Below are 24,855 nucleotides of genomic sequence, written 5' to 3' on the forward strand. Positions count from 1 at the left end.
CATTACGGTGGGACACGAAGACCTCCAGAGTGAGTTGTGCGTTCTTCAGCAGCTCGCACTTCACTCGGAGGTCTTCGTTATGTCACCACGCCACGCCGTACCTAACGTCCGTGGTCAGTACAGCTAGTGACTGTGCGAATCACCGTACTCGGTTGCTCCGGCAGTGTTGTCGGGCCAGATTCGCCGGCGTCCGGATATCTCGTCACCGCACCCGACACCCCGCCGTTGGTGCTCGACTTCGGCGGTGGCGTGCTCGGTGCGCTGCAACGCCACGCCGATCCCAACGACGTTCACGTGCTGCTGTCGCATCTGCATGCCGACCACTGCCTCGATCTGCCGGGCCTGTTCGTGTGGCGGCGCTACCACCCGTCGCCGGCGCAGGAACGCGGAATCATGTACGGCCCGGCCAACACCTGGGCCCGGCTCGGTGCGGCGTCGTCGCCCGAGGGTGGGGAGATCGACGATTTCTCCGATGTCTTCGAGATCCGCCACTGGGTCGACAACGAAGCGGTCACCATCGGCTCGCTGAGCGTGACACCGAAATTGGTTTGCCACCCGACCGAGTCGTACGGCATGCGCATCACCAACCAGGACGGTGCCACGCTCGTCTACAGCGGCGACACCGGCTACTGCGAGCAACTCATCGAGCTCGCCCGCGGCGCCGACGTCTTCCTGTGCGAGGCGTCCTGGACGCACTCGCCCGACCGGCCGCCGAGACTGCATCTGTCGGGCACGGAAGCGGGCCGTGCCGCCGCCGAGGCCGGCGTCGGCGAGTTGCTGCTGACCCACATTCCGCCGTGGACGTCGCGCGAGGACGTCATCAGCGAGGCCAAGGCCGAGTTCGACGGTCCGGTGCACGCGGTCGTCTGCAACGAGACGTTCGACATCGTGCGCGCGACGGCCTGATGGTCTCAAGCGATGGGGTCGGAGTCAGCCGATAGGGTTGGCTCGTGTCCCGAAGAGAAGACGGCCGGCTTGACGACGAGCTGAGGCCGGTCCGCATCACCCGCGGTTTCACCACCCATCCCGCCGGTTCTGTGCTGGTGGAATTCGGCGAGACGCGCGTCATGTGCACGGCAAGCGTCACCGAGGGTGTGCCGCGCTGGCGCAAGGGCTCCGGAAAAGGCTGGCTGACAGCCGAATACGCGATGCTGCCCGCCGCAACGCACGATCGGTCCGATCGCGAGTCGGTCAAGGGCCGTGTCGGTGGCCGCACCCAGGAGATCAGCAGGCTGGTCGGCCGGTCGTTGCGGGCGTGCATCGACCTCGCCGCGCTGGGCGAGAACACGGTCGCAATCGACTGCGACGTGCTGCAGGCCGACGGGGGTACGCGAACGGCCGCGATCACCGGGGCCTACGTCGCGCTTGCCGACGCGGTGACCTATCTGTCGGCGGCGGGCAAGCTCTCCGATCCGCGACCGCTGTCGTGCGCGATCGCCGCGGTCAGCGTCGGCGTTGTCGACGGGCGCATCCGCGTCGACCTGCCGTACACCGAGGACTCGCGCGCCGAGGTCGATATGAACGTCGTGGCCACCGACACCGGTACCCTCGTCGAGATCCAGGGCACCGGCGAGGGCGCGACGTTCCCGCGCTCGACGCTGGACAAGATGCTCGACGCAGCGATGACGGCGTGTGAGCAGATCTTCGAGATCCAGCGCGAGGCGTTGGAGTTGCCCTATCCCGGGGTGCTGCCCGAACCGAAGGACCCGCCCAAGAAGGCGTTCGGAAGCTGACCGAGCTGCTGGTGGCCAGCCGCAACCCGAAGAAGCTGGCCGAGTTGCACCGGGTGCTCGCGGCGGCGGGGGTGTCGGGGCTGACGCTGCTCTCGCTCGACGACGTGCCCGCCTTCGACGAGGCGCCAGAAACCGGTACGACGTTCGAAGAGAACGCGTTGGCCAAGGCGCGTGATGCTCATCGCGCGACGGGCCTGGCGACGATCGCCGATGATTCCGGGCTGGAGGTCGCGGCGTTGAACGCAATGCCCGGGGTGCTCTCGGCGCGGTGGGCGGGCCGGCACGGGGACGACGCCGCGAACACGGCGCTGCTGCTGGCGCAGCTTTCGGACGTACCCGACGAGCGGCGCAGCGCGGCGTTCGTATCGGCCTGCGCGCTGGTGCACTCGGCCGGCGAGGTCGTGGTGCGCGGGGAGTGGCCGGGCAGCATCGTGCGCTCGCCGCGCGGGGACGGCGGGTTCGGCTACGACCCGGTGTTCCTGCCCGCCGGGTCGACGCGGACCGCGGCCGAACTCGACGCCGCCGAGAAGGATGCGGCCTCGCATCGCGGCCGCGCCCTGACGGCGCTGCTGCCCGCACTGCGCGAGTTGGCCGCCCGAACCTGAGCGCGAATCCGAGATGGCCACTCCACCTCAGGCGGCTCACGCCGATTTTGTATAGCTCAACTAAGCGGTAGCATCCCCGGGGTGCGCCGCCCCTCCGCCCAAGCCGACGTCGGCAGGACGCGACACCCGGCGATTGTCGTGGCGGTGCTCGCGGCGGCGGGCATCAGCGTGTCCCTGATGCAGACGCTGGTGATCCCGCTCATCCCCGAACTGCCGACACTGCTGAACACCAGCGCATCGAACGCGTCGTGGGTGATCACCGCGACGTTGCTGACGGCAGCCGTCGCCACCCCGATGTTCGGCAGGCTCGGCGACATGTACGGGCCCAAGCCCATCCTGATCATCTGCGCCGTACTGCTCACGGTGGGATCGCTGATCGCGGCGACGACGACATCGCTGGTCCCGGTGATCGTGGGCCGCGGGCTGCAGGGCTTCGGGATGCCGATCATCCCGCTGGGCATCAGCGTGATGCGCGCATCGGTGCCGGCTCATCGGGTCGGCACCGCGATGGGACTGATGAGCGCATCGCTGGGTGTCGGTGGGGCGCTTGGCCTTCCACTGTCGGCGATCATTGCCGATCGCTTCGACTGGCACGCGTTGTTCTGGTTCGGCGCCGCACTCGGGGTGCTGTCGGCGGTGTCGTTCGCCGCACTGGTACCGCGGCTGCCCTCGGTGTCGGCCGACCGCTTCGACGCGCTGGGCGCGATCGGTCTGGCGGGCGGGCTCATCACGCTGCTGCTGGGCATCTCCAAGGGCGGAAGCTGGGGCTGGACCAGCGCGATCACCGTGACGATGTTCGCGTCTTCGGTGGTGGTCTTCGGGTTGTTCGCGCTATGGCAGTTCCGGACCGTCGCCCCCATCGTCGATCTGCGCACGACGCTGAAACGGCCGGTGCTGACGACGAATCTGGCCTCGATCGCGGTGGGCTTCTCGCTGTTCGCGATGTCGTTGATCGCGCCGCAGATTCTCGAGCTACCGGCGGGCTCGGGTTACGGCCTCGGCCAGTCGCTGTTGCAGACGGGTCTGTGGATGGCGCCCGGCGGGTTGGCGATGATGCTGACGTCTCCGGTGGCGGCGCGGATCGCCGATGTGCGCGGTCCGCGGTTCACCCTGTTCGTCGGGTCGACGGTGGTAGCCGCCGGCTATTTGTCGGGTCTGGTGCTGATGAACAGCGCGTGGCAGCTGTGCGTGTTCAACGTGATGGTCAGCATCGGCGTCGGTTTCGCGTTCTCGTCGTTGCCCGCGTTGATCAACGCGGCCGTCCCGGTCTCGGAAACGGCCGCTGCCAACGGAATCAACGCGCTCGCGCGCTCGCTGGGCACATCGATTTCCAGCGCGGTGATCGGTGCGGTGCTCACGGTGATGACGACGACGGTGGCTGGACACGACGTGCCGTCGTTAGCCGGTTTGCGGGTCGCGTTGTTGATTGCCGCAGGTGCGGCCGTCGTCGCCGCGCTCACCGCGCTGGCCATTCCGAAGGCCGGTGCGGTGAATGAGTCAGCACCCGATCTGGTGCTGGCTACAGACCGTAGCGGTCCTTGATCTCCCTGGTCTGGACCTGCTCGACGATGATGCCGACGAGCGGGATGGTCCCTGCGAGCAGTACGCCGATGGTCTTTCCGATCGGCCAGCGCACCTTGACCGCGAGGTTGGCGGTGAAGAGCAGGTACACGAAATACACCCAGCCGTGGACGACCGCGATCCAGTTCAGACCCTCGACGTGGTAGACGTACTTCATCACCATCTCGTAGCAGAGCGCGATGAGCCAGATGCCCGTCGTCCAGGCCAGCACCCGGTAGCCCAGAAGTGCCTTGCGGACGTTGTCGGCGGAGGTGATCGGCGGTTCGGTCATGTGGCCGGGTGTTCCTTGTCCTTCTCGGCGAGTTCGGCCAGGTAGGCGTTGTACTCGCGCAGTGCGGGGTCGTCGACGTCATCGTCGGATGGGGTTGCGGCTGAGGGCTTTTGCGGAAGCAGGTCCTCGGGGATCTCGGTGATGTCGCTTCTGACCGGCTCGGGTGGTGCTTCCTCGTAGCGCACGAACTTGTAGTAGGCGTACACCACGAAGCCGGCGAACAGCGGCCACTGCATCGCGTAGCCGAGATTCTGGAAGCTGCCCGAGGCCGACTCGAAGCGGGTCCACTGCCACCAGGCCAGCGCAAGGCAGCCGACGGCGCCGACGATCACCAAAGCGATGAGCGCCGGCCTCCTACGTTGCGTAGTGGACACCTTCCAACGGTACCGCGACGTCCTTCGGCCCGACGAACTCATCGCGGCGGGCCGACCGGCGGCAGGTAGCATCGATACGCGTCGCGGGCGTGGCGCAATCGGCTGACGCGCCGGCTTTAGGTGCCGGTGTTCGAAAGAACGTGTGGGTTCGAGTCCCACCGCCCGCACAAACTCACTTGCTAGCGAAGTAGCGCTGCCCGCCGCTGGGGATCCGCCCGAAGCCTGCCTTGAGTAGCGGCGCCAACACTTTGACCGGCAGGCTCATCGCGTTCTTCGGCTCAATGGCGACCACCCACGTGAACCGTGTCTGACCGCCGTCGGCGTCGACGATGTAATCCTCGGCGAAGCGTTTGAACAGCGGCATCGTCGACTCATAGACGTAGAAGGACTTCTGATGGCCCTCGTTCCAACCGAAGAAGCGCTCACGCAGGACGGCGCCGCCGAGGGCGGTCACGTCGCGGGTGGTCCCGACTCCGAACGGTCGCGGTGAGGTCCACGTGACGTTCTTTACTGCCGGTCCCCACGCCGCCAGCGACTCGTCCGAAGTCAGCGACTCCCACACCTGCTCCGGGGTGGCGGCGTAGCGCTTCTCGTAGCGGAAGACGTGGGGCGCCGAAGCCAGAAAGTCAGCGTCGGCGGACAGCAGCGGAAACCAGCGGGCCATAAGTGGCAATCATCGCAGGCTTGTAACGGCGCGCGTCAGTCGTCTGCGCTCTGCTTGCCGAAGCAGACCAAGCTGGCGGTGAAGCTGATTGCGGCGACCAGTCCGGCGGCGGCGGCCAGCGGTGCGTCGGAGGCGCCCCAACTCGACAAGCTCACGGCCACCGCGATGATCGCGATGAAGATGAGGAAGAGGCCTGTGGTGGCGATCGCCTCGGCGGTCGGGTCGTCGGCGGGGGCGAGAGCGCGCTCGCGCATCGAGGTCTCCTGGTGGCTCGCGGAATCGGTTGCGCAGAGGTTGCCCGCTGGCAACGCCGGTGAAACCCGCGGCTTCGAAGATGCGGCTCAGCCCGCCTTTCGGACGGTGAACCCGTTGCGCTCGGCCAGCGACTGCAGTTGCCGCAGTGCGAACTGGCGTGCTCGGCCGGTGTCGGGAATGTAGATGCCGGCCCACACCCCGACCGCTCCGGGCGTCTGGCACGCCTCCTGGGCGCAGAGCCACCGGCGAGGACAGGTCCGGCACAGTTCCTTGGCGCCCTCGTCGGCTCCGAGGGCCCACCGGTCGGGGTCCTGAATGCATGCGCCGAGTGCCGTGTCCTGGGTTGCGTTGACCGGAACGGGGCGCGCCGTCCGGCCGTTCGGCCGCTCATCGACGGGCATCTGCGTTTCCTTTCGGTCGGGACGGTTCTGCGCCACGCGGGCGACAATACACGTGTATCGGTTATCTACGATACAGGCGTATTGGCTACTGTGTGGGGGTGAGCTTTCAGACCTGCGGGTATCGATGACGGCGGCGCCGACGGAGCAACGCAGCTCCGGCGACTATCAGCGTTCGAGTGTCGAACGGATCCGCGATGCGGCTCTGCAATGCTTCGCGGCCCGGGGCACGTCGGCGACGTCGCTGCGCGCGGTAGCGGCCGAAGCCGGCGTATCGCTCGGGTTGGTACAGCACCACTTCGAGACCAAGGCCAACCTGATCAAGGCCGTCGACGATCACGTGCTCGGCGTGATGAACACCGCCCTCGTGCAGCGCATGCCCGAAGCGGCAGTCGACTCGATCACCGACGTCGGCGACCGGGTGACGTCCCTGGTCGCCGACGAACCCGACGTGGTCGCATATGTCGTACGCGCGCTGACCGATGGCAGCTCGCTCGGCACCCAGGTCTTCGACTCGTTGGCCGACCTCGGCGCCGAGCGGTGGGAGGCGCGCCGGAACGCCGGGCTGACCCGACCCGACCTCGACCGGACATGGGGCGCACTGAACCCGCTGGTGTTGGCGCTGGGTGCCTGGATCCTGCGCGAACACATCGAGCGTCACCTCCCCGAACCGTTCGACACCCCCGCACAACTTGAGCGATGGAGCAGCGCGGTGAACGCGCTGCTTCGCGGTGGCCAGATGCGCGACGAGTCGTGACGCTCCCTCCTTACAGCGAGGTGCCGCCGACCCGCTTTCGATAGCTCGTCGGCGTCTCCCCACAGAACTGGGCGAACGCCCGGGTGAAGGAGCTGAGGCTGTCGAAGCCGACCGCCGACGACGTCTCCTGCACCGACTGACCCGGTGCGGCCAGCAACGCCATCGCTTTCAGCATGCGAGCGTGTAGAAGGTATGTGCGCCAAGGTAATCCGACCGAATTCTGGAACAACCGCCGCAGCGTGCGTTCCGACACCGAAACCGCCCTGCCCACCTCTTCGGCGGTCACTCCGTCGAGATGCTCCTTGGTGTAGGCCATGGCGGCGGCGACGATCGGATGCTCGGACGTGGGCAGGCTCAACGGTGCCTCGTGGTCGAGCGCCTCGGCCACGAGGTTGGCCAATGTGCGGAAGAACGCCTCGGAGACCTCCTCGTCCTCGGCAGGCCCCGGCCGCCGGTCGATCGGCCAACGCAACGCGTAGATCATCATTTCGCGGATCAGCGGGGACACTGCGAGGATGCGCGCGCGATCGCCCGCGTGCGCGATCAATTGCGGATCGAACATCACCGCCACGGTCCGGACGTCGGGATTCATGGTGGCCTGATGTTCGAGACCCACCGGAATCCACGCGGCCTGCTGGGGCGGCAGCAGGTAGTGCGCCGAGTCGGTTTCCACCTCGACGACTCCGCCGAGCGCGTACTCGATCTGGTGCACATCGTGTGAGTGCCAACCGGTGATCAGCGCATCGCCCTCGTACAAGTAGCTGCCGCCCAACGCCCGACCACCGCGCCGTAGGTCGATGACGCGTCGGTTCGCGCCGGCTGCCAGGTTGGCCGGTCGGGCAAACCCTCTGTCCGATAGCGCAGAGACGGTCACAGGGCTAGACGGTACTACTGGGGTATGAACGTTGACGACTTGATCCTGGTGAGCATCGACGACCACGTTGTGGAACCGCCCGACATGTTCCTTCGGCATGTTCCGGCCAAGTACAAGGACGAGGCGCCGATCGTGGTGACTGACGACAAGGGTGTCGACCAGTGGATGTATCAGGGCCGCCCACAGGGCGTCAGCGGGCTGAACGCCGTGGTGTCCTGGCCGGCCGAGGAGTGGGGACGGGACCCCGCGGGCTTCGCCGAGATGCGTCCCGGCGTGTACGACGTGCACGAGCGCGTGCGCGACATGAACCGCAACGGCATCCTCGCGTCGATGTGCTTCCCGACATTCACCGGCTTCTCGGCCCGGCATCTGAACATGCACCGCGAAGAGACCACGCTGGTGATGGTTTCGGCCTACAACGACTGGCACATCGACGAGTGGGCGGGTTCGTATCCGGACCGGTTCATCCCGATCGCGATCATGCCGACGTGGAACCCGCAAGCCATGTGCGACGAGATTCGTCGTGTCGCGGCCAAGGGCTGCCGTGCGGTGACGATGCCGGAACTGCCGCACCTCGAGGGCCTTCCGAGCTATCACGACGAGGAGTACTGGGGCCCGGTGTTCCGCACCCTCTCCGAAGAGAACGTGGTGATGTGCCTGCACATCGGGACCGGCTTCGGTGCGATCAGCATGGCGCCCAACGCCCCGATCGACAACCTGATCATCCTGGCCACCCAGGTGTCGGCGATGTGCGCGCAGGACCTGCTCTGGGGGCCGGCGATGCGCAACTACCCGGACCTGAAATTCGCCTTCTCCGAAGGCGGTATCGGCTGGATACCGTTCTATCTGGACCGCTCTGATCGGCACTACACGAACCAGAAGTGGCTGCGGCGCGACTTCGGCGACAAGCTGCCGTCCGACGTGTTCCGCGAACACTCGCTGGCCTGCTACGTGACCGACAAGACGTCACTGAAGCTGCGTCACGAGATCGGCATCGACATCATCGCGTGGGAATGCGACTACCCGCACTCGGACTGCTTCTGGCCCGACGCGCCCGAGCAGGTGCTCGCCGAACTCAACGGGGCAGGCGCATCGGACTCCGACATCAACAAGATCACGTGGGAGAACTCCTGCCGGTTCTTCAGCTGGGATCCGTTCAAGCTCACACCGAAGGAGCAGGCGACCGCGGGTGCGTTGCGCGCCAAGGCAACCGATGTCGACGTGTCGATCCGGCCGCGCAAGGAGTGGGCTCGGCTCTACGAGCAGAAACAACTCGCCAAGGCGTGAGACCGGGCGTGCACGCACACCGCTGGCGTTCGGTCAGCGGCGTGCGTCACCGTCACGCGGCGGGTCGCCCAGCCGCAGCCTCAGCACCGAGGCGATTATCGACGCCGCCCCGATGCCGACGAAAAGTACGCTCAGCATCAGAAATATCAGGCCACCGTGCGCGAAGAACGCGTATCCGCGCAGCACACCGAGCACGAGGGCAAATATCCCGCCGAGGATCAGCCACCGCGCCTGGCGCACAGTGGGCGGTACCAGGCTGTTCACCACATCAGTCCGCGAACCATCTCGGGCGGCGGAATGTCCTCCACGGCGATGATGCCCTGCGGCGCACGGCAGACCCAGTCGATCACGTTCACCGCCCGTGCCGCGGTGGAGACGCAACCGGCTTCAGTGACGTCCAACGTCGGGTGCGACAGCAGCGTGTTCACCTCGACGCGAGGCTCCCCCTCCACGATCACCTTGTGTACGCCGGAGTGGCCGTCGGGCGGATACTCCCAGTCCGGAGCGGCTGCGGGGGTGAGGCGGGTGGTGTGCTCCACGGTAATCACGGGAACTCCGCCGCGCACACCTTCTGCGGCGAAACGAATCCCGGCCAACCCCCCGGGTTCGACGGTCATCAGTTTGCAGATGATCTGTTTGTCGGTGTACCACGGCTCGTAGCGGTCGCGGACCTCGTCGAGTTCGACACCGAGATGGCGGGCGAGGTTGCGCACCAGGCCGCCGAAGATAGACGTGATGACGCCGGGCTGAAACGCCATCGGCAACTCGTCGCCTGGAAATGCACCGAAACCCATTGCGGTGCCGGTGTACTCGTAGTCGTCGTAGTTCGCGTAGTCGAAGACCTCGGCCACGGTGACCGATTCCGCGCGGGTCACCAGGCTCAACGCGGCCAGTGGCGCGGTATCACCGGAATAGCCGGGGTCGATGCCGTTGATGTAGAGCGACGAATTGCCCGCCGCGCAGGCCTCTTCCAATGGCTTGCGCAGCCAGTCGTCGGCCTGATTCGGTGTCACCAACCACACCATCGACGTCCCGACGACGTTGATGCCCGCGGCCAGGAACTTCGACATCTCGGCGATGGCCTCCATCGGGCGCGGCTCGCCCAGCGCGGTGTAGACCACGCAATCGGGCTTCAGCGCGATGAGCGCGTCGATATCGTCGGTCGCGATCACCCCGGTTGGTTCGGTCAGGCCGCATAGCTCGGCCGCGTCTTTGCCGATCTTGTCGGGGCTGGCGGCGTGCACACCGACGAGTTCGATGTCGGGCCGGCCGATGAGCGTGGGCAACGAGTGCTGTCCGACGTTGCCGGTGGAAAACTGGACTACTCTGCGCATCTGGTATCCGTTCTCGGTCAGTAGTCGGGGATGGGCAGCGGCAGGTTGTTCGAGTCTATTCCGCCGTCGACGTGGAAGATGGCGTTGGTCGCATAGCAGTCCTTGGTCGAGAGGTAGACGCAGAGCCGACCGAGATCCTCGACGTCGCCGAGCCGATGCAGCGGAGTGAGCGAGAGCATCGTGTCCAGTGCCCCTGGCATCATATCGAGGCCGCTTTGCAGTCCCTCGGTTGCGAATGAGCCGAGTGCGATGGCGTTGACGCGGATCTTCGGCGCCAACTCCTGGGCCATCGCCCGGGTGAGCGCTTCGAGCCCACCCTTCGCGACGCAGTACGCGGTAAGCGCGCGGATGCCGAAACGTGCTGATCCCGAGGAGATGTTGACAATGTTGCCATGTCCGGCCTCGATCATGTGACGGGCGGCGAGTTGACTCATGATGAACGCTGACGTGACACACCAGTCGAAGGTGTGCCGGAAGTCCTCGTCGGTGATGTCGAGAAACGAGCCGAATGTCGAACCACCCACATTATTGATGAGGATGTCGATGCGCCCGAACTCATTCATCGCCGTGTTCACCACACGTTCGCCGTCTGGACGGCTGATCGCGTCGGCCACCAGGGCCAGTCCTTTACCGCCGGAATCCTCGATGCCTTTGATCGTCGCGACGATGTCGGATTCGGTGCGAGCCGTGCCGACGACGGTGGCGCCCGCTTCGGCGAGGACTCTCGCGATGCCCTGTCCGACACCCTTGCCGGCTCCGGTGACGATCGCCACCTGACCGTCGAGATTGAACTGCTCCAACGCCATTGAGCCTCCTCCGTCAAACTGACCGCAGTCAATCACAAATGTGAAGCCAACGAAAGTATTGATATCGTCGACGTATGGCAGTGGTAGACAAGCCATCGGCACGCGAGGCCAAGCGACTACAGACGCGAGAGCGACTGATGGGCGCGGCCATCGCCGAGTTCAAGCGAGCGGGAATGGCGGATGCCGACGTGGGAGCGATCGTCGCTGCTGCCGGAGTTGCCCACGGCACCTTCTTCTTCCACTTCCCGACCAAGCAACATGTGCTACTCGAGTTGGAGCGCCGCGAGGAGGAGCGCATCGCCAAACAACTCGGCCGGTACGCGGATTCCAAACGCACCCTGCCCGCGATTCTCAAAGAGGCGGTCCGGTTGGTGCTGGGGCTGGAACGTCGTCTCGGCGCGGAGCTGTTCAAAGACTTCCTCGCACTGCACTTTTCGCAGAGCCGACCCGCTGACGAGAGCCAGGAACACCCGGTCATCGTCAGGGTGGCCCACGAGATCGAACGCGCCCAGAAAGCCGGCCGGGTGGCCCCTGACGTCAATCCGACGAACAGCGCGGTGTTCTTCCTACTCGGCCTGTACGCCCTGCTGACCACCACGACCCAGTGGCCGACCCAGAGCGCGATGCTCGACGACTACATCGCCAGGACGTTGCGAGGCATCGAGGTGCGCTGATCGGTTGACTTGAGTCAATTCCACTGACAAGCTCATGGCACTTACCGGCTACAGGAGGTGCCTGTGAATCCGCCCGCGATGACCGCAACCGCAAGCGGGCTCGACGAACATGAAGAGGCCTCGCGACTGGCGCAACGTCAGGCCGACAAGTGGCTCATCTCGGGCAGCGTGCTCATTGGCACCGCAGCGCTGGGGATCTTCGGGCTCCCCTTGTTTCTCCGCGGTGTGTGGTTGCTGCGCAAGGCTGCCCGTAGCGGGCTGTCCGTGCGGCCGATGTTGGTGACGCTGCTGGGATACTGCGTGATCGTCGATGCCGCGATCAACGTGTTCGGCTGGGCGCTGGACCTGGTCGCCCACCACACGATACTGGCCCGAGTGTTGTTGAACGGCTGGGGCGCGATGTTCGATGCCGGATATTTCTGGCACTACAACGAACTGTGGATCGGCGGTGCGGCCGGACCGGGGGAGAAGGCGCTCGAAGTCGGCCTGATCCTCACCGTTTTCTGTATGCGCATCGCCGCCGGCATCGGTTTTTTGCAGATGAAGCGCTGGGGTCACCAGTGGATGATCATCACCTGCTGGATGGGCGTGGTGATCTGGTGTGTGTACGTGTTCAACATGACGATGTATGCCGATGTTCGCTACGCCGGGGTTATCCTGCCGGTCGTCGGCTGGTGGATCTACGACATCTTCTACATCACCCCGTTCCTGGCGATTCCGTACCTGCATTCGGTGAACAGGGAAATCTTCTCCGACTAACTTCACGACTGACTGAACTCATTGACTTCAGTCAGCATGTGCGTTACAAAGAGCGGACCATGACGTCACAGGTGAAGGTGTCGGCGCGTCAAGCTCAACGGCTGCAGACGCGCGAACGCATCCTCGCCGCGGCGATCACCGAGTTCACGAAGTCCGGTATGGCCGGTGCCGACGTCAATGTGATTGCGGCGTCGGCCGGTGTCGCACACGGCACGTTCTTCTTCCACTTCCCCAGCAAGGAACATGTACTGCTCGAGTTGGAGAGCCGCCAGGAGGCGCGCATCGCCGCGGAGTTCGCCGACTTCCTTGAGTGCCGCCACGATCTGGTGACCACGTTGACCGCGGTGGTCGACCTGGTGACCGATCTGGAACACCGCTTCGGCCCTGTGCTTTTCAAGGAACTGCTGGCGCTGCACTTCTCGCCGACGAGGCCGCACAAAGACGACTGGACCGACCATCCGGTGGTCGTCCTGCTGGTGCGCGAACTGGAACGCGCCCGCGGCGACGGCGAGGTCCATCCGGAGGTCGACGCCTTCTACAGCGCGACCTTCTTTCTGCTCGGCATCTACGGCGTGCTGACCACCACCGACAACCCGAAGACCCGAGAGATCATGCTGGCCAAGTTGGTCTCGACCGCCATGCGCGGCTTGGAAGTGCGATGACGGGTTCGTACAGGCAACGACACAACAACCGAGGAGTTCGACGTGTGGGCTTGGATATGGGAGATCTTGCGCTATGTAGGGGCATGGGGCGGCGCCGCGCTGGTCATCTGGTTCTGGTACTGGATGTTCTCCAGCCTCGGCACGTTCTAGGGCAGCGATGACTGATCTGTCCGACGCTCACGCACTGGCGGTCGAACGCAGTTGCGCCGTCACCGCTGTCGCTCTGAGCGGCCAACGCCGCGAAGGGGTGCGCCTGGTGACCGGTGAGCATCGCCGATTCAGTCTGAACCCGGGACTGGACTACGTGCTCGTGCCGTACCCGTCTTTGGGCCGCGACTGGACCCGCAGAACGCTGACATGCGGTGTCGCGCTTCAATGTTCACCTTCCAAGGAGCGCCTGGCCCACTACCGGCTCAACGAACTCACCGCGCGCGAGCTTCGTGCGCTCACGCTGGTCGAAGCCGGCGTCGCGTTGGGCTGGGTCGCGGCCAACTGGCCCGGGCTGGTGGTCGAAGCGCGGCGATTGCTACCCGATCTCGAAATGCTGCCCGATGACATGACAGCCGACGCGATGCTCGAACACGCGATCTCGTTGTCGCGCAACGGACAGCCGGTCGGCGACGTCCCGGGTGTGGTGGGCAGGCTGCCGCTGGCGTACACGGTGCCGCAGGGCCTGTCGGACAAACTACGGCGCAGCTTCGGCCGGATGCCGTGGACCACGACGCAAAAGAGGCTGCCGCGTCCGTACTCCGTTCCCGTCGGCGGCGACGGGGGAGTCCGCAACCCCAACCTGCCGCCGCCCAGCCGCCCCCAGGACAACGACCTCGATCTAACCCCGGATCACCGGCCCGGCATTCCGTATCCGGAATGGAACGAATGGACAAAGAGTTTCATGCGCGACCACGTCGCGGTGCTGGAACGCGCTCAGTCCAGCCGCAACCGGCAACCCGGAACAGTGTCGGCCGATCTGCGCAAGTGGTTCAGCGAACACACCCACCGTTCGATGAAGAACCGACTCGAAGACGGGTCCGATCTGGATGTCGAGCAGTATGTGAACCATTACATCGACCTCACCACTGGGGAGGCCATCGAACCGCGCATCTTCCGCGAACTGCTCCCCAGCAGCCGCGACGTCACCACCGCGCTGCTGTTGGACGGCAGTTCGTCGCTGGGGGTGCACGGCGGCCGGATCTTCAAACTCGAACTGGCCTGCGCGGACGCACTGTCACGCGCGATGACGCTCGCCCGTGAACGACACGGCATCTTCGTCTTCACCGGCAACACCCGACACCGGGTCGAGGTCAACTGCCTCAAGGACTTCGAGGACCGGCGTTTCGTGCCGCCCAGCCGCCTCGGGTTGTCGACCGGTGGCTACACCAGGCTCGGTGCACCGCTGCGGCACCTGACGAGCCGCCTCCTGGCGCAGCCCTCGGAACGTCGCCTGCTGATCGTCATCGGGGACGGGCTGATCTCCGACGAGGGTTACGAAGGCCGTTACGCATGGGCCGACGCCGCCCACGCGGTCGAGGAAGCCAACGACGCCGGCGTCTCGATGTATTACGTCGGTGTCGGACCCACCCGGGTCGACCCGCTGCCCGAGGTCTTCGGACCTCGCCGCTCCCAACGCATCCGGCGCGTCGAAGACCTGCCGCGGGTGCTCGCCCATGTCCACCGCGAACTTGTCGCCGCCTGAGCGCACAAACCAACCGAAGGAGCTCGAGCACGGATGACCAACGACACCTACTACTCGAACAACAACGAGGTCCAGTTGTTCGAGCAGGCTTACCACCAGCGCCTGCCCGTCATGCTCACCGGGCCGACGGGTTGTGGTAAGACGCGGTTGGTCGAGCACATGGGGGCGCTGCTGCGCCGCCCAGTCGTCACGATCAGCTGCCACGACGACCTGACCAGTTCGGATCTCGTCGGCCGGTTCATGGTCACCGGAGGTGACGTGGTGTGGACCGACGGACCGCTGACCCGGGCGGTCAAGGCCGGCGCGATCTGCTATCTCGACGAGGTCGTCGAGGCGCGCCACGACTCACTTGCCGTGCTGCACTCGTTGACCGACCACCGCCGCACGCTCTACCTCGACCGGGCCGACGAAATCGTCCAGGCGCCGGAGTCCTTCATGCTGGTGTGCTCGTACAACCCCGCCTACCGAAGCTCGCTCAAGGAACTCAAGCCGTCGTTTCGGCAGCGGTTCGTCACCCTGCCGATGAGATATCTGCCGCCCGACCGCGAGGCCGAGGTGATCGTCGCCGAAACGGGCATACCGCTTCCGGCGGCGAGCCGGCTCGTCGCATGCGCCACCGCGATCCGTACCGCCGACGAAGCGTTTCACTTCGAGCCGCCGTCCACCCGCGTGCTGGTCACCGCCGCACACTTGATCGCCGCGGGCGCAACCGAATTGGATGCCGCCGAAGCCTGCATCCTTGCGCCGCTGTCCAGCGACGGTGCGGTCACCGACGGCCTGCGCGAAGTGGCCGTAGCCAGCCTGGCCGCCGCCAACAACTCGAGCAACCCCCAGTGAGAAAGGGAGTTTAGATGGACCCCAAGGAGAAGCAGCGCAAGAAAGCGCTGATCATCCTGCAGATCGTCATCTACGGCTATCTGCTGGCGATGTTCCTCATTCAGCTCTACATGTCGATCGAGCGTGGCTGGTGGTCACTGTGACCGCGACCGCCACAGTCAGTCTCGAAGACCACCACGAAGAATCTCGGGTCGCGCAACGCCGAGCCGACAAGTGGATGATCATCGGCGCCGCGCTGATGGGCATGTGGGCGCCCGGGCTGATCGGATTCCCCATCTTCATGCGCGGGGTTTGGCTGCAACGGCAGGCTGCACGCGCGGGCCTGTCGGTGCGGCCGATGATTGTCACGCTCATCGGCTACCTGGTGCTGATCGACGGCATGCTCAACAGCCTCGGCTGGGCGCTGGATCTGGTGGCCAACCACACGCTGATCAACCGGGTGCTGATGATCGGCTGGGGCCACATGTTCGACGCCGCCTACTTCTGGCACTACAACGAGCCGTGGGTCGGCGGTTCCGCGGTGCCGGGCGAGAAGGCGTATGTCGCCGGGCTGATCCTGACCGTCTTCGCGATGCGCTGCGCCGCGGCGATCGGCTTCCTGCAGATGAAACGCTGGGGCCACCAGTGGATGATCATCACCTGCTGGATGGGCGTGGTGATCTGGTGTGCCTACGTGTTCAACATGACGATGTATGCCGACGCCCGGTACGCCGGTGTGCTGTTCCCGGTCATCGGGTGGTGGCTCTACGACATCTTCTACATAACCCCGTTCCTCGCGATCCCGTATCTGCACACGGTCAACCGCGAAATCTTCTCGGACTGAACAAAAGGAGCACGTCATGACACCACCTGCGGGCTCATCGACAACCGATGAGAAAGACCCGGCCGAAGACCTTCCCCCGGGCACCACGCCGTACTACGCGCGCATGCACAAGTACATCAAGCGCGCGGTGCTCGTCTGCCTCATCGCCCTTGTCATCGAGGGGGCGTTCACGCTGCCCTTCATGGCGGTGTGGTACGGCTACCCGACCCTGAGCCTGACCGAGATCTGCAGCGGCCTGCTCAAGGTCCGCTACTCCGACGACACGCTCGAGTGCAAGGTTCCGTATCCGCCGCTAGGCCCCCCGGAGGGTGCCGAAGGCAAAGACACCGCACGCGACGAATGGGGGATCCAGCCGGTGCCGAAGTACGACCGGATCGGGTTCCGCGAACTGGTGCGTATTCACGAAGAGAGCGAAGCCCGCAAGGCCGCCCAACAGCAGCAGGAAGATTCGGCTCCGTGAGCGGTAAGTCGGCGGCAGAACACGCGGAGAACTGGGATTTGCGCCACGAGGACTTCAACGACGACGATCTCCTCTATGACGTGTACACGGTGATGCGGCGGAAAGCCCCTTTCACCCACACCGACACCCCTTTTCTCACCACCATGCCGGACAGCGCGTGGGTGGCGGCGCGGTACACCGAGTGTTACCGAATCCTGCAGGACTGGCAGCATTTCTCGAGTAATCCGACTCCGGATGCGACCGAGGCGTTCGGCGGTGATCTGGTGATCACGCTTGATCCGCCCCGGCAGCAGAAGTTCCGCAAGGTGCTCAACCCCTACTTCTCGCCGGCGCGGATGAAGGCTCTACGGCCCCAGATTCGCGATGAGACCGATCGGCTGATTGACAACTTCATCACCACCGGGCGCGGCGATCTCGCGCAGGTGGCGTGGCGTCAGCCGGGCATCGTGTTCTTCAAGTATGTGCTCGGCATGCCGGTCGAGGACGTGCCGTTGTGCATCGAACTCACCGATACCGCGCTCAACGGCGCCACCGAGGAGGAACGGGCACCCGCCTGGGGCGGGCTGTATCAACACATCCACGACGCGGTGACCGCGCGCACCGACGCACCGCCCCGCGACGACATGATCGACGTGCTGCGCAGCGCCGAGATCGACGGGGAGCGACTGCCGTTCAACGACGTGGTGGCCAACGCCATGCTGCTTGTCCAGGCCGGTCTGGAGACGACTGCCAGCGCGATGTCGTGGTCGTTCCACTATCTGGCGACCCACCCCGCCGAGCGGGACCGGCTGATCGGCGAGCCGGAGCTACTGCCGCGCGCGGTGGAGGAGTTCATCCGTTTCGGCGGATCGATCCACGGCATACCCCGCACCGTGGCCGAAGAAGTCGAGTTGGGCGGGCGGACCTTCCGCCCCGGCGACTCGGTGATCGTCAACTACGCCTCGGCCAACCGCGACGAAGAGGCGTTCGTCGATGCACACCGTTGCATCCTGGACCGCCGGGACAACCGCCATCTGGGCTTCGGCGCCGGTGTGCATCGGTGCCTGGGCTCCAACCTGGCCCGGCTGGAATTGCAGGTGGGCTTGGAGCAGGTGCTGACGCGAATGCCGAACTTCACGCTGGACCAGGCGACATCACCTGTGTTCACCGGCAATTCCATCACCCGCGGCTTCCGCTCACTTCCCGTCATGTTCGACCCGGCCGAAACCTCGGCCGCATGACCTATCGCATCGTCCAGTGGACCACCGGCAACGTCGGCAAGCGATCCGTCCGCGCGGTCGCAGTCAACCCGCACCTGGAACTGGTCGGGTGCTACGCGTGGTCGAAGGACAAGGTCGGTCGCGACGTGGGGGAGCTGTGCGGCATCGACGCGCTCGGCGTGTCCGCGACCGATGACGTCGATGCCCTGCTGGCGCTGGAGCCGGATTGCGTTGTCTACAACCCGATGTTCGCCGATGTGGACGAGATGGTCCGGATTCTGCGCGCGGGCGTCGACATCGTCTCCACGTCCGAGTTCATCACCGGACACTTCTTCGGCGACGACCGCGACCGCATCGTCGAAGCCTGTCGGGACGGCGGCTCGACCATCTTCGGCAGCGGGATCAACCCCGGGTTCATCCAACTCTTCGCCGTCGTTTCGGCCGGGCTGTCCGAACGCGTGGACAAGGTTTCGGTCGTGGAGGCCATCGACACCACCATCTACAACTCGCCGGACACCGAGAAGCCGATGGGCTTCGGGTATCCGATCGACCATCCCGACCTCAAGTCGATCACCGAGAAGGGTTCGGCCATCTTCCGCGACGGTGTCCTGCTCGTCGCTGACGCACTCGGCGTCCAACTCGACGAGGTCCGATGCGACGTCGCATACGCCCAGACCACCGCTGACCTCCAACTGCCCGGCGACTGGTTGATCGCCAAAGGCTGTGTCGCCGGAGTCGATGTCGGCTGGAAAGGAATCGTCGGCGGCAAGGAGGTCATCGAAATCCGCGGCCGGTGGCGCAAGGGGCAGACACTCGAACCGGATTGGGAACTCGACATGGGCTACACCGTGGAGGTTCAAGGCACACCCACGATCAAGACCACCCTGAGTTTCCTTCCCCCGGAAGGCTTCGTCGGTGAGACCATCGACGACTACATCATGCTGGGCCTGTCGATCGTCGCGATGCCCGCGATCACCGCGATCCCGGCCGTCGTGGCCGCTCCCCCGGGCATCGCGACCTACACCGATCTGCCGCTGCTGCTCCCGAGAGGAGTCCTCAATGTCTGAACGGAAGTATCGCGTCATCCAGTGGATGACCGGCGACGTCGGCCAGGTCGGAGTTCGACACTTCGCCCAGTGCCCGGTGTTCGAGCTTGTCGGTGTACTGGTGCACAGCACGGACAAGGTCGGCAAGGACGCGGGGGAGATCGCCGGCATCGGGGCGACCGGGGTCATCGCCACCGACGACGTCGAGGCGGTCATGGCGCTCGACGCAGACTGTGTCTTCTACACCCCGGTGATCATGGACGTCGACACCGTGTGCCGACTGCTGCGGTCGGGCAAGAACATCGTCACCACAAGCGGATTCTTCCATCCCACAGAACATTTCCGCGAAGCTGGCGACAAGATCCGCGCCGCGTGCGTGGACGGCGGCACGTCGTTTCACGCTGGCGGCATCCACCCCGGCTACGCCGGTGACATCCTGCCACTCACGCTCGCTCGGGTCGCCTCCCGCGTCGACAGGGTCGAAGTGTGGGAGGTCGTCAACGTGCTCACCGACGCCCCGATGGATCACATCGACTGGATGGGCTTCGGCAAGGACAAGGACAAGTTCCTCTCGGAGCCGACGATCCTCGGGCTCGGCGTCCCCTTCTTCGCCCAGTCGATGCACATGATCGCCGACGGTCTCGGCGTGACCATCGACGACGTGACCGCAGACGTCAAGGCCGCGACAGCCACCCGCGATATCCCGCACGACGAGGGCGCCATCCCGCGCGGAACCGTGGCCGCACAACACCATACGTGGACCGCGATGGTTGACGGCGCGCCGCTGATCGTGTTCCACGCCATCTACCTGACCGGCGGACCCGACGAACTCGATCCGCCGTGGGACTGGGGACGGACGCGGTACCGCATCGTCATCGAGGGAGATCCGCCGACCGAGCTGACGATGCACGGGCGGGTGGCCGCGGACGGCACCATGACCCACCCCGGATACACCTGGACGGCGATGGGCGCGATCAACGCCATCCCCGATGTCTGCGATGCGGCGCCGGGCTGGCTGACCCATTTGGACCTGGGCCTGATCCAACCGCGCGGGCTGGTGCGCAGATGACGGCCAGTGCGGAGCCGCGCTTGCACCACGTCGTGTTCGCGGTGGCGCCGGAACGTCGCGGCGAGGCGGCCGCGTTGTTCACCGAGCTCGGGTTCGCCCTTCAGGAGGCCGAACTGACCGAACTCGGTGTGCGCGTACATCTGGACTGGGATCGCGGCATCGAATTGATCAGCCCGGTACCCGGATCGACCGCTTCGGTGGCAGCGCACGTCAACGATTTCCTCGAGCGACACGGCGACGGGGTGTACACCGTCGTGCTGCGGGTGCCGGATGCCGCGGCCGCCGAATCCGTCGCGCAGCGCTACGGATCGAGTATCCGTTTTCGACAGGGATTCTCGGGAGAGGGCTCATATCTCGACGAGATCGATCTGTCGGTTCTGGGGCTCCCAGTGACGCTTCTGGCCACCAACGTGTCATGACCGAGGTACCGGGGTTGACGCAGGTCCTCTACGAGGATCTGCCGATGGCGCGCGACCGCGGTGAGGGTTGGGCCAAGCTGCGGGGCCTCGGCCCGGTGCTCCACGGCGAGGGCTGGTATTACTTCACGCGGCGCGACGATGTGCTCACGGCACTGCGTGATCCGGAGACGTTCTCGTCGAGAACCGACTACGACGACATGATCAGCCCGGTGCCCCTGGTACCGCTCGGGTTCGATCCCCCCGAGCACACCCGTTACCGCCGGCTCCTGCATCCGTATCTCAGCCCGCAGACACTGAGCGCGCTGCTGCCGACGCTGCAGGCACAGGTGATTGACATCATCGACGAGATCGCCGGGCGCACCGAGTGTGAAGTGATGGCCGATCTTGCAGTCCCGTACCCGTCGCAGGTGTTCCTCACGTTGTTCGGCCTTCCGCTCGAGGACCGCGAACGCCTGATCGCCTGGAAGGATGCGATCATCGCGGTCAGCCTGGCCACGGATCCGACCAGTGTGGTTCTGACCCCGGCGGCCGAGCTCTTCGGCTATCTCACCGAAGCCGTTCAGACACAGCGGGAGTCGCCACGCAACGGCATACTGTCTGACGTTCTGCACGCCGAGGATGCGCTGTCGGATGCCGAAGCGACGGGGATGTCGCTGGTTTTCGTCCTCGCGGGCCTCGACACCGTCACCGCCTCGATCGGCGCCGCGATGCTGGAGCTGGCCTGCCGCCCCGATCTGCGCCGGCACCTGCGGGACAGCCCCGACGACGTCGGCGCCTTCGTCGAGGAGGTGATCCGGCTGGAACCCGCCGCGCCGGTGCTCGGGCGGGTGACCACCCGACCGGTGACGGTCGCGGGGGTCACGTTGCCCGCCGGGGCGCAGGTGCGGCTTTGCGTCGGCGCCATCAACCGCGACGGAAGCGATCCGCTCTCCGGTGACGATCTGGTCATGGACGGAAAACTGCACAAGCACTGGGGCTTCGGCGGTGGCCCGCACCGGTGTCTGGGCGCCCACCTGGCCAGGATGGAGCTGCGACTCGTCGTGACCGAATGGCTGTCGCGCATACCCCGGTTCGACCTCGTCCCCGGCTACGTTCCCGAGATCGCGTGGCCTTCGGCGACGTGCGCACTGCGCGAACTGCCGCTGAGGATCGAGAGGACACCATGATTGTCGAGGCGGCCAAGCCGAGCGTCTTCGATGCCGGGCTGCCGACGTTGACCTACGACATCACCGCGACACCTCAGGAGATCTACCCGCAGTTCCAGGCAGCGCAGAAGCAAGCGCCGGTCGCGCTCGGCCCGATCGGACCGGAGGTGCTGTCCTACGAACTGGCCAGGACCGTTCTGCGCGACCCGCGGTTCGGGATTCCGCGGGGCATTCACCTGTCGGCGCACGGCATCACCTCAGGGGAGCTGTGGGACAGGGTGACTCGCAGCATCCTGAATATGGACGGCGATGAACACCGCCGGTTGCGCGGTCTGGTTTCGAAGGCCTTCACACCGCGGGCGACCGCTCGCATGGACCCCACGATCCACACCGTCGTCAACGAGCTCATCGACCGCGTCGCGGACCTCGGCCGGTGCGAGTTCGTCGACGACATCGCGAGGCCCTACCCGATCCCGGTCATCTGCGCCCTGCTGGGTGCGCCCAGGCAGGACTGGCAACGGTTTTCGCGTTGGGCCGAGGACATCTTCAAAATCGTCAGCTTCGACTGCGATCTCGTCGAAGAGGAACCGATGATTCTGCGGGCCTGGGACGAGTTCGACGGCTACATCGACCAGATGATCGCCGACCGGCGCGAGGACCTCACCGATGATCTGCTCTCCGAGCTCATCCGCACCGAGGACGACGGCGACCGGCTCGACGCCAGCGAGCTGCGCATGCTGGCCTTCAGCGTGCTGATCGCCGGAACCGACACCACCCGAAGCCAGCTCGCGGCGTCCATGCAGGTGTTGTGTGAGCACCCCGAGCAGTGGGAACTGCTACGCGACGACCCCGGCCTGGCGATGCGCGCCGTCGAAGAAACGATGCGACATTCACCGTCGATGTGCAGCACCGTCCGAAGTGCGCTCGACGACGTCACGGTCGGTGGAGTCACGTTTCCCGCCGGAACGTTCATCATCGTCAACACCTACGCCGCCAACCGCGATCAGAGCGTCTACGACGACCCGGCCCGCTTCGACATCACCCGTAGCGATCCGCCGCCGATCCTCACCTTCGGTGGCGGCGCGCACTACTGCCTGGGGGCCAACCTCGCCCGGCGCGAGCTCTGCGAGGCCCTGGTCATCATCGCGCGACGCATGCCGAATCCGCGCGTTGCCGGACCGGCACCATGGAAGCCGCTGCTGGGTATGAGCGGACCGACGAGCCTGCCGATAGAGTTCGGTTGATGCGGTACAGGATCGACCCCGATGTGCTGCACGGGGTCGCGCAGCAAGTGGTCGGATTGCCCGTCGACAGCGGCGAACTCACCACGCGCGCCGTCGAACTGCTCGCCGACGCGTACCCCGACCTCATCGATGCGGCACCGGGACGGTGGGTGGCGAGCAAAGCAGGCGGCATCCTCGGCAAGGTGCGGTTCGTGTACTTCAGCCCGCGTGAGTACATCGTGATCTTCGGTTCCCCGACGGGCACGCAGGGTTTCTCCGGTCGTTACAAGCGGGTGCAGATCCATAAGTTCTTGATGGCGGGCCGCATCGACTCCTACGACCTCGAATCCGACGACAACACCGCAATGGCATTGCTTCCGGGTGAGCGAACATGCTTGGAGAAGGGGCAGGCGCGGGGCCTGACCATCCATCCCGGGTCGTGGCACCTCGAATACGGGCGCGGTGCAGTGGCGACGACTCTGCCGTTCGCGATGGTCGACACGCTGCTGGTGTCACTCGAACTGGACTCGGTCCGCCGTTCGACGGTCGAGTTCTCGCGGTTGATCCGTCGCCGGCCGCGTCCACGCGCCCGGTAGGAAGCAGGCCGATATCGCCGAGATCACCGAAACCGCAACGAGGTAGGCCACAATCGAGTTGCTCGTTCTGGTCGCCGTGTACAGGGCGGTGGCGATTGTCGGAGCGAACGCCGAGCCCACCACCTGAGACAGGGTGTAACCGATCGACACGCCGCTGTAGCGGACGTCGGGGTCGAACGCGAGGCTGAACAGCGAGCCGGTCACGCCCGCGGCCGGCGCCATCGCGAGGCCGAAGACCAGCAGGAGCGCGGCACCGAAGAGTAGCGCGCTGCCCGTGTTGATCAGAGCGAACGCCGGGCCGATCGAGATGCCCATCAGGATCACGCCTGCCAGGAAGACGGGCTTTCGGCCCAGCCGGTCAGAAAGCGCCCCGAACATCGGGTAGGTCGCGACCGCTACCACCGCCGCCACGGCCACCCCGAAAAGCGCTTGCGTGCGGTCGATCCCGGCGACGGTCGTGCCGTACGACACCAGGTAGGCGACGCAGATGTATGCGAACACCCCTTGAGACAGGTACGCCCCGGCGACCAGCAGTATCTGCTTCCAGTGCCTGCGGAACGCGTCGGCGATCGGCATGCGCACCACCTGTTCGCGCCGCCGCAGAGCCGCGAAGTCCGGACTTTCCGATATGGACAGCCGGATCACCAGGCCGATGACGATGAGCAGGGCGCTGGCCACGAACGGGATGCGCCACCCCCACGCCAGAAACTGGTCGTCGGGGAGCCGTGACACCGCCCAGAAGGCCAGCGTCGCGCATGCCGTCCCGGCGGGCGCACCCATCTGAGGGAACGCCCCGTAGAGCCCTTTGCGTCGGTCCGAGGCGTGCTCGACGGCCATCAGCGTCGCACCGCCCCACTCTCCTCCGACCGCGAAACCCTGCGCGAGCCGCAACACGGTCAACAGGATCGGGGCGGCGAGGCCGATCTGGGCATAGGTGGGCAGAAGCCCCATCAGCACCGTCGCGATCCCCATCACGAGCAGCGAGTAGACGAGCATCTTCTTGCGCCCGACGCGGTCGCCGAAGTGGCCGAACACCACCCCGCCGAGGGGGCGCGCGACGAACCCGACGCCAAAGGTGGCGAACGACAACAGCAATCCCGTGGCAGGTGACACTGCGGGAAAGAACAGTTTCGGGAACACCAGCGCGGCGGCGGTGCCGTAGATGAGGAAGTCGTAGAACTCGACCGTTGTTCCGATGAAACTGGCCAGTCCAACGCGCATCGGCGAGACCGGTGAAGACACCGTCGACATGCATCGATTGTGTGCCATGCCCGATTTCGGTGCACCCGGTTGCGATGAGCGCGATCAAAT

General features: G+C 65.6%; 31 protein-coding genes and 1 tRNA gene. 22 read left to right on the plus strand and 10 right to left on the minus strand.

Features of this window, described 5'->3' with window-relative positions; genetic code table 11:
- The first annotated feature begins 126 nt into the window (after nt 1–126).
- The 4 genes from CEX87_RS04560 (at nt 127) to CEX87_RS04575 (ending at nt 3,880) form a co-directional block, all read left to right on the plus strand.
- On the plus strand, nt 127–906 hold the full coding sequence (locus CEX87_RS04560) for a cyclic nucleotide-degrading phosphodiesterase (RefSeq protein WP_064397310.1): 780 nt from the start codon (nt 127–129) through the stop codon (nt 904–906).
- 44 nt (nt 907–950) lie between these two features.
- Nucleotides 951–1,733: a ribonuclease PH gene (gene rph / locus CEX87_RS04565; RefSeq protein ID WP_064426302.1), complete on the plus strand. Its 783-nt coding sequence runs from the start codon at nt 951–953 to the stop codon at nt 1,731–1,733.
- A complete protein-coding gene (gene rdgB, locus CEX87_RS04570; RefSeq protein WP_094286227.1) occupies nt 1,730–2,338 on the plus strand; it encodes an RdgB/HAM1 family non-canonical purine NTP pyrophosphatase in 609 nt (202 codons plus the stop codon). The genes rph and rdgB overlap by 4 nt, the downstream gene beginning before the upstream one ends.
- An 81-nt stretch (nt 2,339–2,419) precedes the next feature.
- Entirely contained in the window at nt 2,420–3,880 is a 1,461-nt protein-coding gene (locus CEX87_RS04575) for an MFS transporter (protein ID WP_269845528.1), read from the plus strand.
- On the opposite strand, the gene CEX87_RS04580 is transcribed toward CEX87_RS04575, so the two are convergent.
- The gene (locus tag CEX87_RS04580; protein WP_064397303.1) at nt 3,858–4,190 is read right to left on the minus strand and encodes a DUF3817 domain-containing protein; all 333 of its coding nucleotides are present in this window, start codon (nt 4,188–4,190) and stop codon (nt 3,858–3,860) included. The two genes, CEX87_RS04575 and CEX87_RS04580, sit on opposite strands and share 23 nt — an antisense overlap.
- Complete coding sequence (locus tag CEX87_RS04585; RefSeq protein ID WP_064417454.1) at nt 4,187–4,564, minus strand: hypothetical protein; 378 nt, start codon at nt 4,562–4,564, stop codon at nt 4,187–4,189. Before CEX87_RS04585 ends, CEX87_RS04580 begins: the two co-directional genes overlap by 4 nt.
- Before the next feature lie 83 nt (nt 4,565–4,647).
- Between CEX87_RS04585 and CEX87_RS04590 the strand changes: the two genes are divergently transcribed.
- Nucleotides 4,648–4,731 (plus strand) — tRNA-Leu (locus CEX87_RS04590).
- 5 nt (nt 4,732–4,736) lie between these two features.
- Here the strand turns inward: CEX87_RS04590 and CEX87_RS04595 are convergent.
- The 3 genes from CEX87_RS04595 to CEX87_RS04605 form a co-directional block, all read right to left on the minus strand.
- On the minus strand, nt 4,737–5,228 hold the full coding sequence (locus CEX87_RS04595) for an SRPBCC family protein (protein WP_064426299.1): 492 nt from the start codon (nt 5,226–5,228) through the stop codon (nt 4,737–4,739).
- A 35-nt stretch (nt 5,229–5,263) separates the two neighbouring features.
- Nucleotides 5,264–5,482, minus strand: a complete 219-nt coding sequence (locus CEX87_RS04600; RefSeq protein ID WP_064397300.1) for a hypothetical protein — start codon at nt 5,480–5,482, stop codon at nt 5,264–5,266.
- Between the two features lie 87 nt (nt 5,483–5,569).
- Nucleotides 5,570–5,884, minus strand: coding sequence for a WhiB family transcriptional regulator (locus CEX87_RS04605; RefSeq protein ID WP_064397467.1), 315 nt, complete (start codon nt 5,882–5,884; stop codon nt 5,570–5,572).
- A gap of 124 nt (nt 5,885–6,008) precedes the next feature.
- Between CEX87_RS04605 and CEX87_RS04610 the strand changes: the two genes are divergently transcribed.
- Nucleotides 6,009–6,638 carry a TetR/AcrR family transcriptional regulator gene (locus tag CEX87_RS04610; RefSeq protein WP_064417349.1) on the plus strand — a complete coding sequence of 210 codons (630 nt, stop codon included), beginning with the start codon at nt 6,009–6,011 and terminating at the stop codon, nt 6,636–6,638.
- A gap of 10 nt (nt 6,639–6,648) precedes the next feature.
- Here the strand turns inward: CEX87_RS04610 and CEX87_RS04615 are convergent, their stop codons facing one another.
- A complete protein-coding gene (locus CEX87_RS04615) occupies nt 6,649–7,512 on the minus strand; it encodes an AraC family transcriptional regulator (RefSeq protein WP_064417350.1) in 864 nt (287 codons plus the stop codon).
- Between the two features lie 24 nt (nt 7,513–7,536).
- On the opposite strand from CEX87_RS04615, the gene CEX87_RS04620 reads away from it, so the two are divergent.
- Nucleotides 7,537–8,799, plus strand: a complete 1,263-nt coding sequence (locus CEX87_RS04620; protein WP_094286229.1) for an amidohydrolase family protein — start codon at nt 7,537–7,539, stop codon at nt 8,797–8,799.
- Nucleotides 8,800–8,832: 33 nt separating this feature from the next.
- Here the strand turns inward: CEX87_RS04620 and CEX87_RS04625 are convergent, their stop codons facing one another.
- Genes CEX87_RS04625 through CEX87_RS04635 form a run of 3 tightly spaced genes read right to left on the minus strand, consistent with a single transcriptional unit; the run spans nt 8,833 to nt 10,939 of the window.
- Nucleotides 8,833–9,063: a hypothetical protein gene (locus tag CEX87_RS04625; RefSeq protein ID WP_066843535.1), complete on the minus strand. Its 231-nt coding sequence runs from the start codon at nt 9,061–9,063 to the stop codon at nt 8,833–8,835.
- Nucleotides 9,060–10,133: an NAD(P)H-dependent amine dehydrogenase family protein gene (locus tag CEX87_RS04630; RefSeq protein WP_094286233.1), complete on the minus strand. Its 1,074-nt coding sequence runs from the start codon at nt 10,131–10,133 to the stop codon at nt 9,060–9,062. Before CEX87_RS04630 ends, CEX87_RS04625 begins: the two co-directional genes overlap by 4 nt.
- A 17-nt stretch (nt 10,134–10,150) precedes the next feature.
- Entirely contained in the window at nt 10,151–10,939 is a 789-nt protein-coding gene (locus tag CEX87_RS04635; RefSeq protein ID WP_094286234.1) for an SDR family NAD(P)-dependent oxidoreductase, read from the minus strand.
- Nucleotides 10,940–11,013: 74 nt separating this feature from the next.
- Between CEX87_RS04635 and CEX87_RS04640 the strand changes: the two genes are divergently transcribed.
- From CEX87_RS04640 to CEX87_RS04705, 15 genes are all read left to right on the plus strand, one after another.
- The gene (locus tag CEX87_RS04640; RefSeq protein WP_094286236.1) at nt 11,014–11,613 is read left to right on the plus strand and encodes a TetR family transcriptional regulator; all 600 of its coding nucleotides are present in this window, start codon (nt 11,014–11,016) and stop codon (nt 11,611–11,613) included.
- Between the two features lie 78 nt (nt 11,614–11,691).
- Nucleotides 11,692–12,372, plus strand: a complete 681-nt coding sequence (locus CEX87_RS04645) for a hypothetical protein (RefSeq protein ID WP_094286418.1) — start codon at nt 11,692–11,694, stop codon at nt 12,370–12,372.
- A gap of 59 nt (nt 12,373–12,431) precedes the next feature.
- A complete protein-coding gene (locus CEX87_RS04650; protein WP_094286238.1) occupies nt 12,432–13,034 on the plus strand; it encodes a TetR/AcrR family transcriptional regulator in 603 nt (200 codons plus the stop codon).
- Nucleotides 13,035–13,191: 157 nt separating this feature from the next.
- On the plus strand, nt 13,192–14,727 hold the full coding sequence (locus CEX87_RS04655; RefSeq protein ID WP_094286240.1) for a nitric oxide reductase activation protein NorD: 1,536 nt from the start codon (nt 13,192–13,194) through the stop codon (nt 14,725–14,727).
- 33 nt (nt 14,728–14,760) lie between these two features.
- Nucleotides 14,761–15,564, plus strand: a complete 804-nt coding sequence (locus CEX87_RS04660; protein WP_064397279.1) for a CbbQ/NirQ/NorQ/GpvN family protein — start codon at nt 14,761–14,763, stop codon at nt 15,562–15,564.
- A gap of 14 nt (nt 15,565–15,578) precedes the next feature.
- Complete coding sequence (locus CEX87_RS27810) at nt 15,579–15,707, plus strand: hypothetical protein (RefSeq protein ID WP_256387040.1); 129 nt, start codon at nt 15,579–15,581, stop codon at nt 15,705–15,707.
- Nucleotides 15,695–16,387: a hypothetical protein gene (locus CEX87_RS04665; protein ID WP_233151289.1), complete on the plus strand. Its 693-nt coding sequence runs from the start codon at nt 15,695–15,697 to the stop codon at nt 16,385–16,387. Before CEX87_RS27810 ends, CEX87_RS04665 begins: the two co-directional genes overlap by 13 nt.
- 16 nt (nt 16,388–16,403) lie before the next feature.
- On the plus strand, nt 16,404–16,847 hold the full coding sequence (locus tag CEX87_RS04670) for a hypothetical protein (RefSeq protein WP_064397275.1): 444 nt from the start codon (nt 16,404–16,406) through the stop codon (nt 16,845–16,847).
- Nucleotides 16,844–18,067: a cytochrome P450 gene (locus CEX87_RS04675; RefSeq protein ID WP_064397273.1), complete on the plus strand. Its 1,224-nt coding sequence runs from the start codon at nt 16,844–16,846 to the stop codon at nt 18,065–18,067. The genes CEX87_RS04670 and CEX87_RS04675 overlap by 4 nt, the downstream gene beginning before the upstream one ends.
- Nucleotides 18,064–19,113, plus strand: a complete 1,050-nt coding sequence (locus CEX87_RS04680; RefSeq protein WP_094286242.1) for an NAD(P)H-dependent amine dehydrogenase family protein — start codon at nt 18,064–18,066, stop codon at nt 19,111–19,113. The genes CEX87_RS04675 and CEX87_RS04680 overlap by 4 nt, the downstream gene beginning before the upstream one ends.
- Nucleotides 19,106–20,161 (plus strand): NAD(P)H-dependent amine dehydrogenase family protein, encoded by a 1,056-nt coding sequence (locus tag CEX87_RS04685; RefSeq protein WP_064397270.1) that lies wholly within the window; start codon nt 19,106–19,108, stop codon nt 20,159–20,161. Before CEX87_RS04680 ends, CEX87_RS04685 begins: the two co-directional genes overlap by 8 nt.
- Entirely contained in the window at nt 20,158–20,580 is a 423-nt protein-coding gene (locus tag CEX87_RS04690) for a VOC family protein (RefSeq protein ID WP_064417359.1), read from the plus strand. Before CEX87_RS04685 ends, CEX87_RS04690 begins: the two co-directional genes overlap by 4 nt.
- A complete protein-coding gene (locus tag CEX87_RS04695) occupies nt 20,577–21,746 on the plus strand; it encodes a cytochrome P450 (protein WP_094286244.1) in 1,170 nt (389 codons plus the stop codon). The genes CEX87_RS04690 and CEX87_RS04695 overlap by 4 nt, the downstream gene beginning before the upstream one ends.
- Complete coding sequence (locus CEX87_RS04700; RefSeq protein WP_094286420.1) at nt 21,743–22,969, plus strand: cytochrome P450; 1,227 nt, start codon at nt 21,743–21,745, stop codon at nt 22,967–22,969. The genes CEX87_RS04695 and CEX87_RS04700 overlap by 4 nt, the downstream gene beginning before the upstream one ends.
- The gene (locus tag CEX87_RS04705; protein ID WP_064397265.1) at nt 22,969–23,544 is read left to right on the plus strand and encodes an isomerase; all 576 of its coding nucleotides are present in this window, start codon (nt 22,969–22,971) and stop codon (nt 23,542–23,544) included. The genes CEX87_RS04700 and CEX87_RS04705 overlap by 1 nt, the downstream gene beginning before the upstream one ends.
- Here CEX87_RS04705 and CEX87_RS04710 read toward each other — a convergent pair.
- A complete protein-coding gene (locus CEX87_RS04710; RefSeq protein ID WP_094286246.1) occupies nt 23,461–24,795 on the minus strand; it encodes an MFS transporter in 1,335 nt (444 codons plus the stop codon). The two genes, CEX87_RS04705 and CEX87_RS04710, sit on opposite strands and share 84 nt — an antisense overlap.
- Between the last annotated feature and the right edge of the window lie 60 nt (nt 24,796–24,855).

It is taken from the genome of Mycobacterium lehmannii (assembly GCF_002245535.1).
In the GTDB taxonomy this organism is placed as follows: Bacteria; Actinomycetota; Actinomycetes; order Mycobacteriales; family Mycobacteriaceae; genus Mycobacterium; species Mycobacterium lehmannii.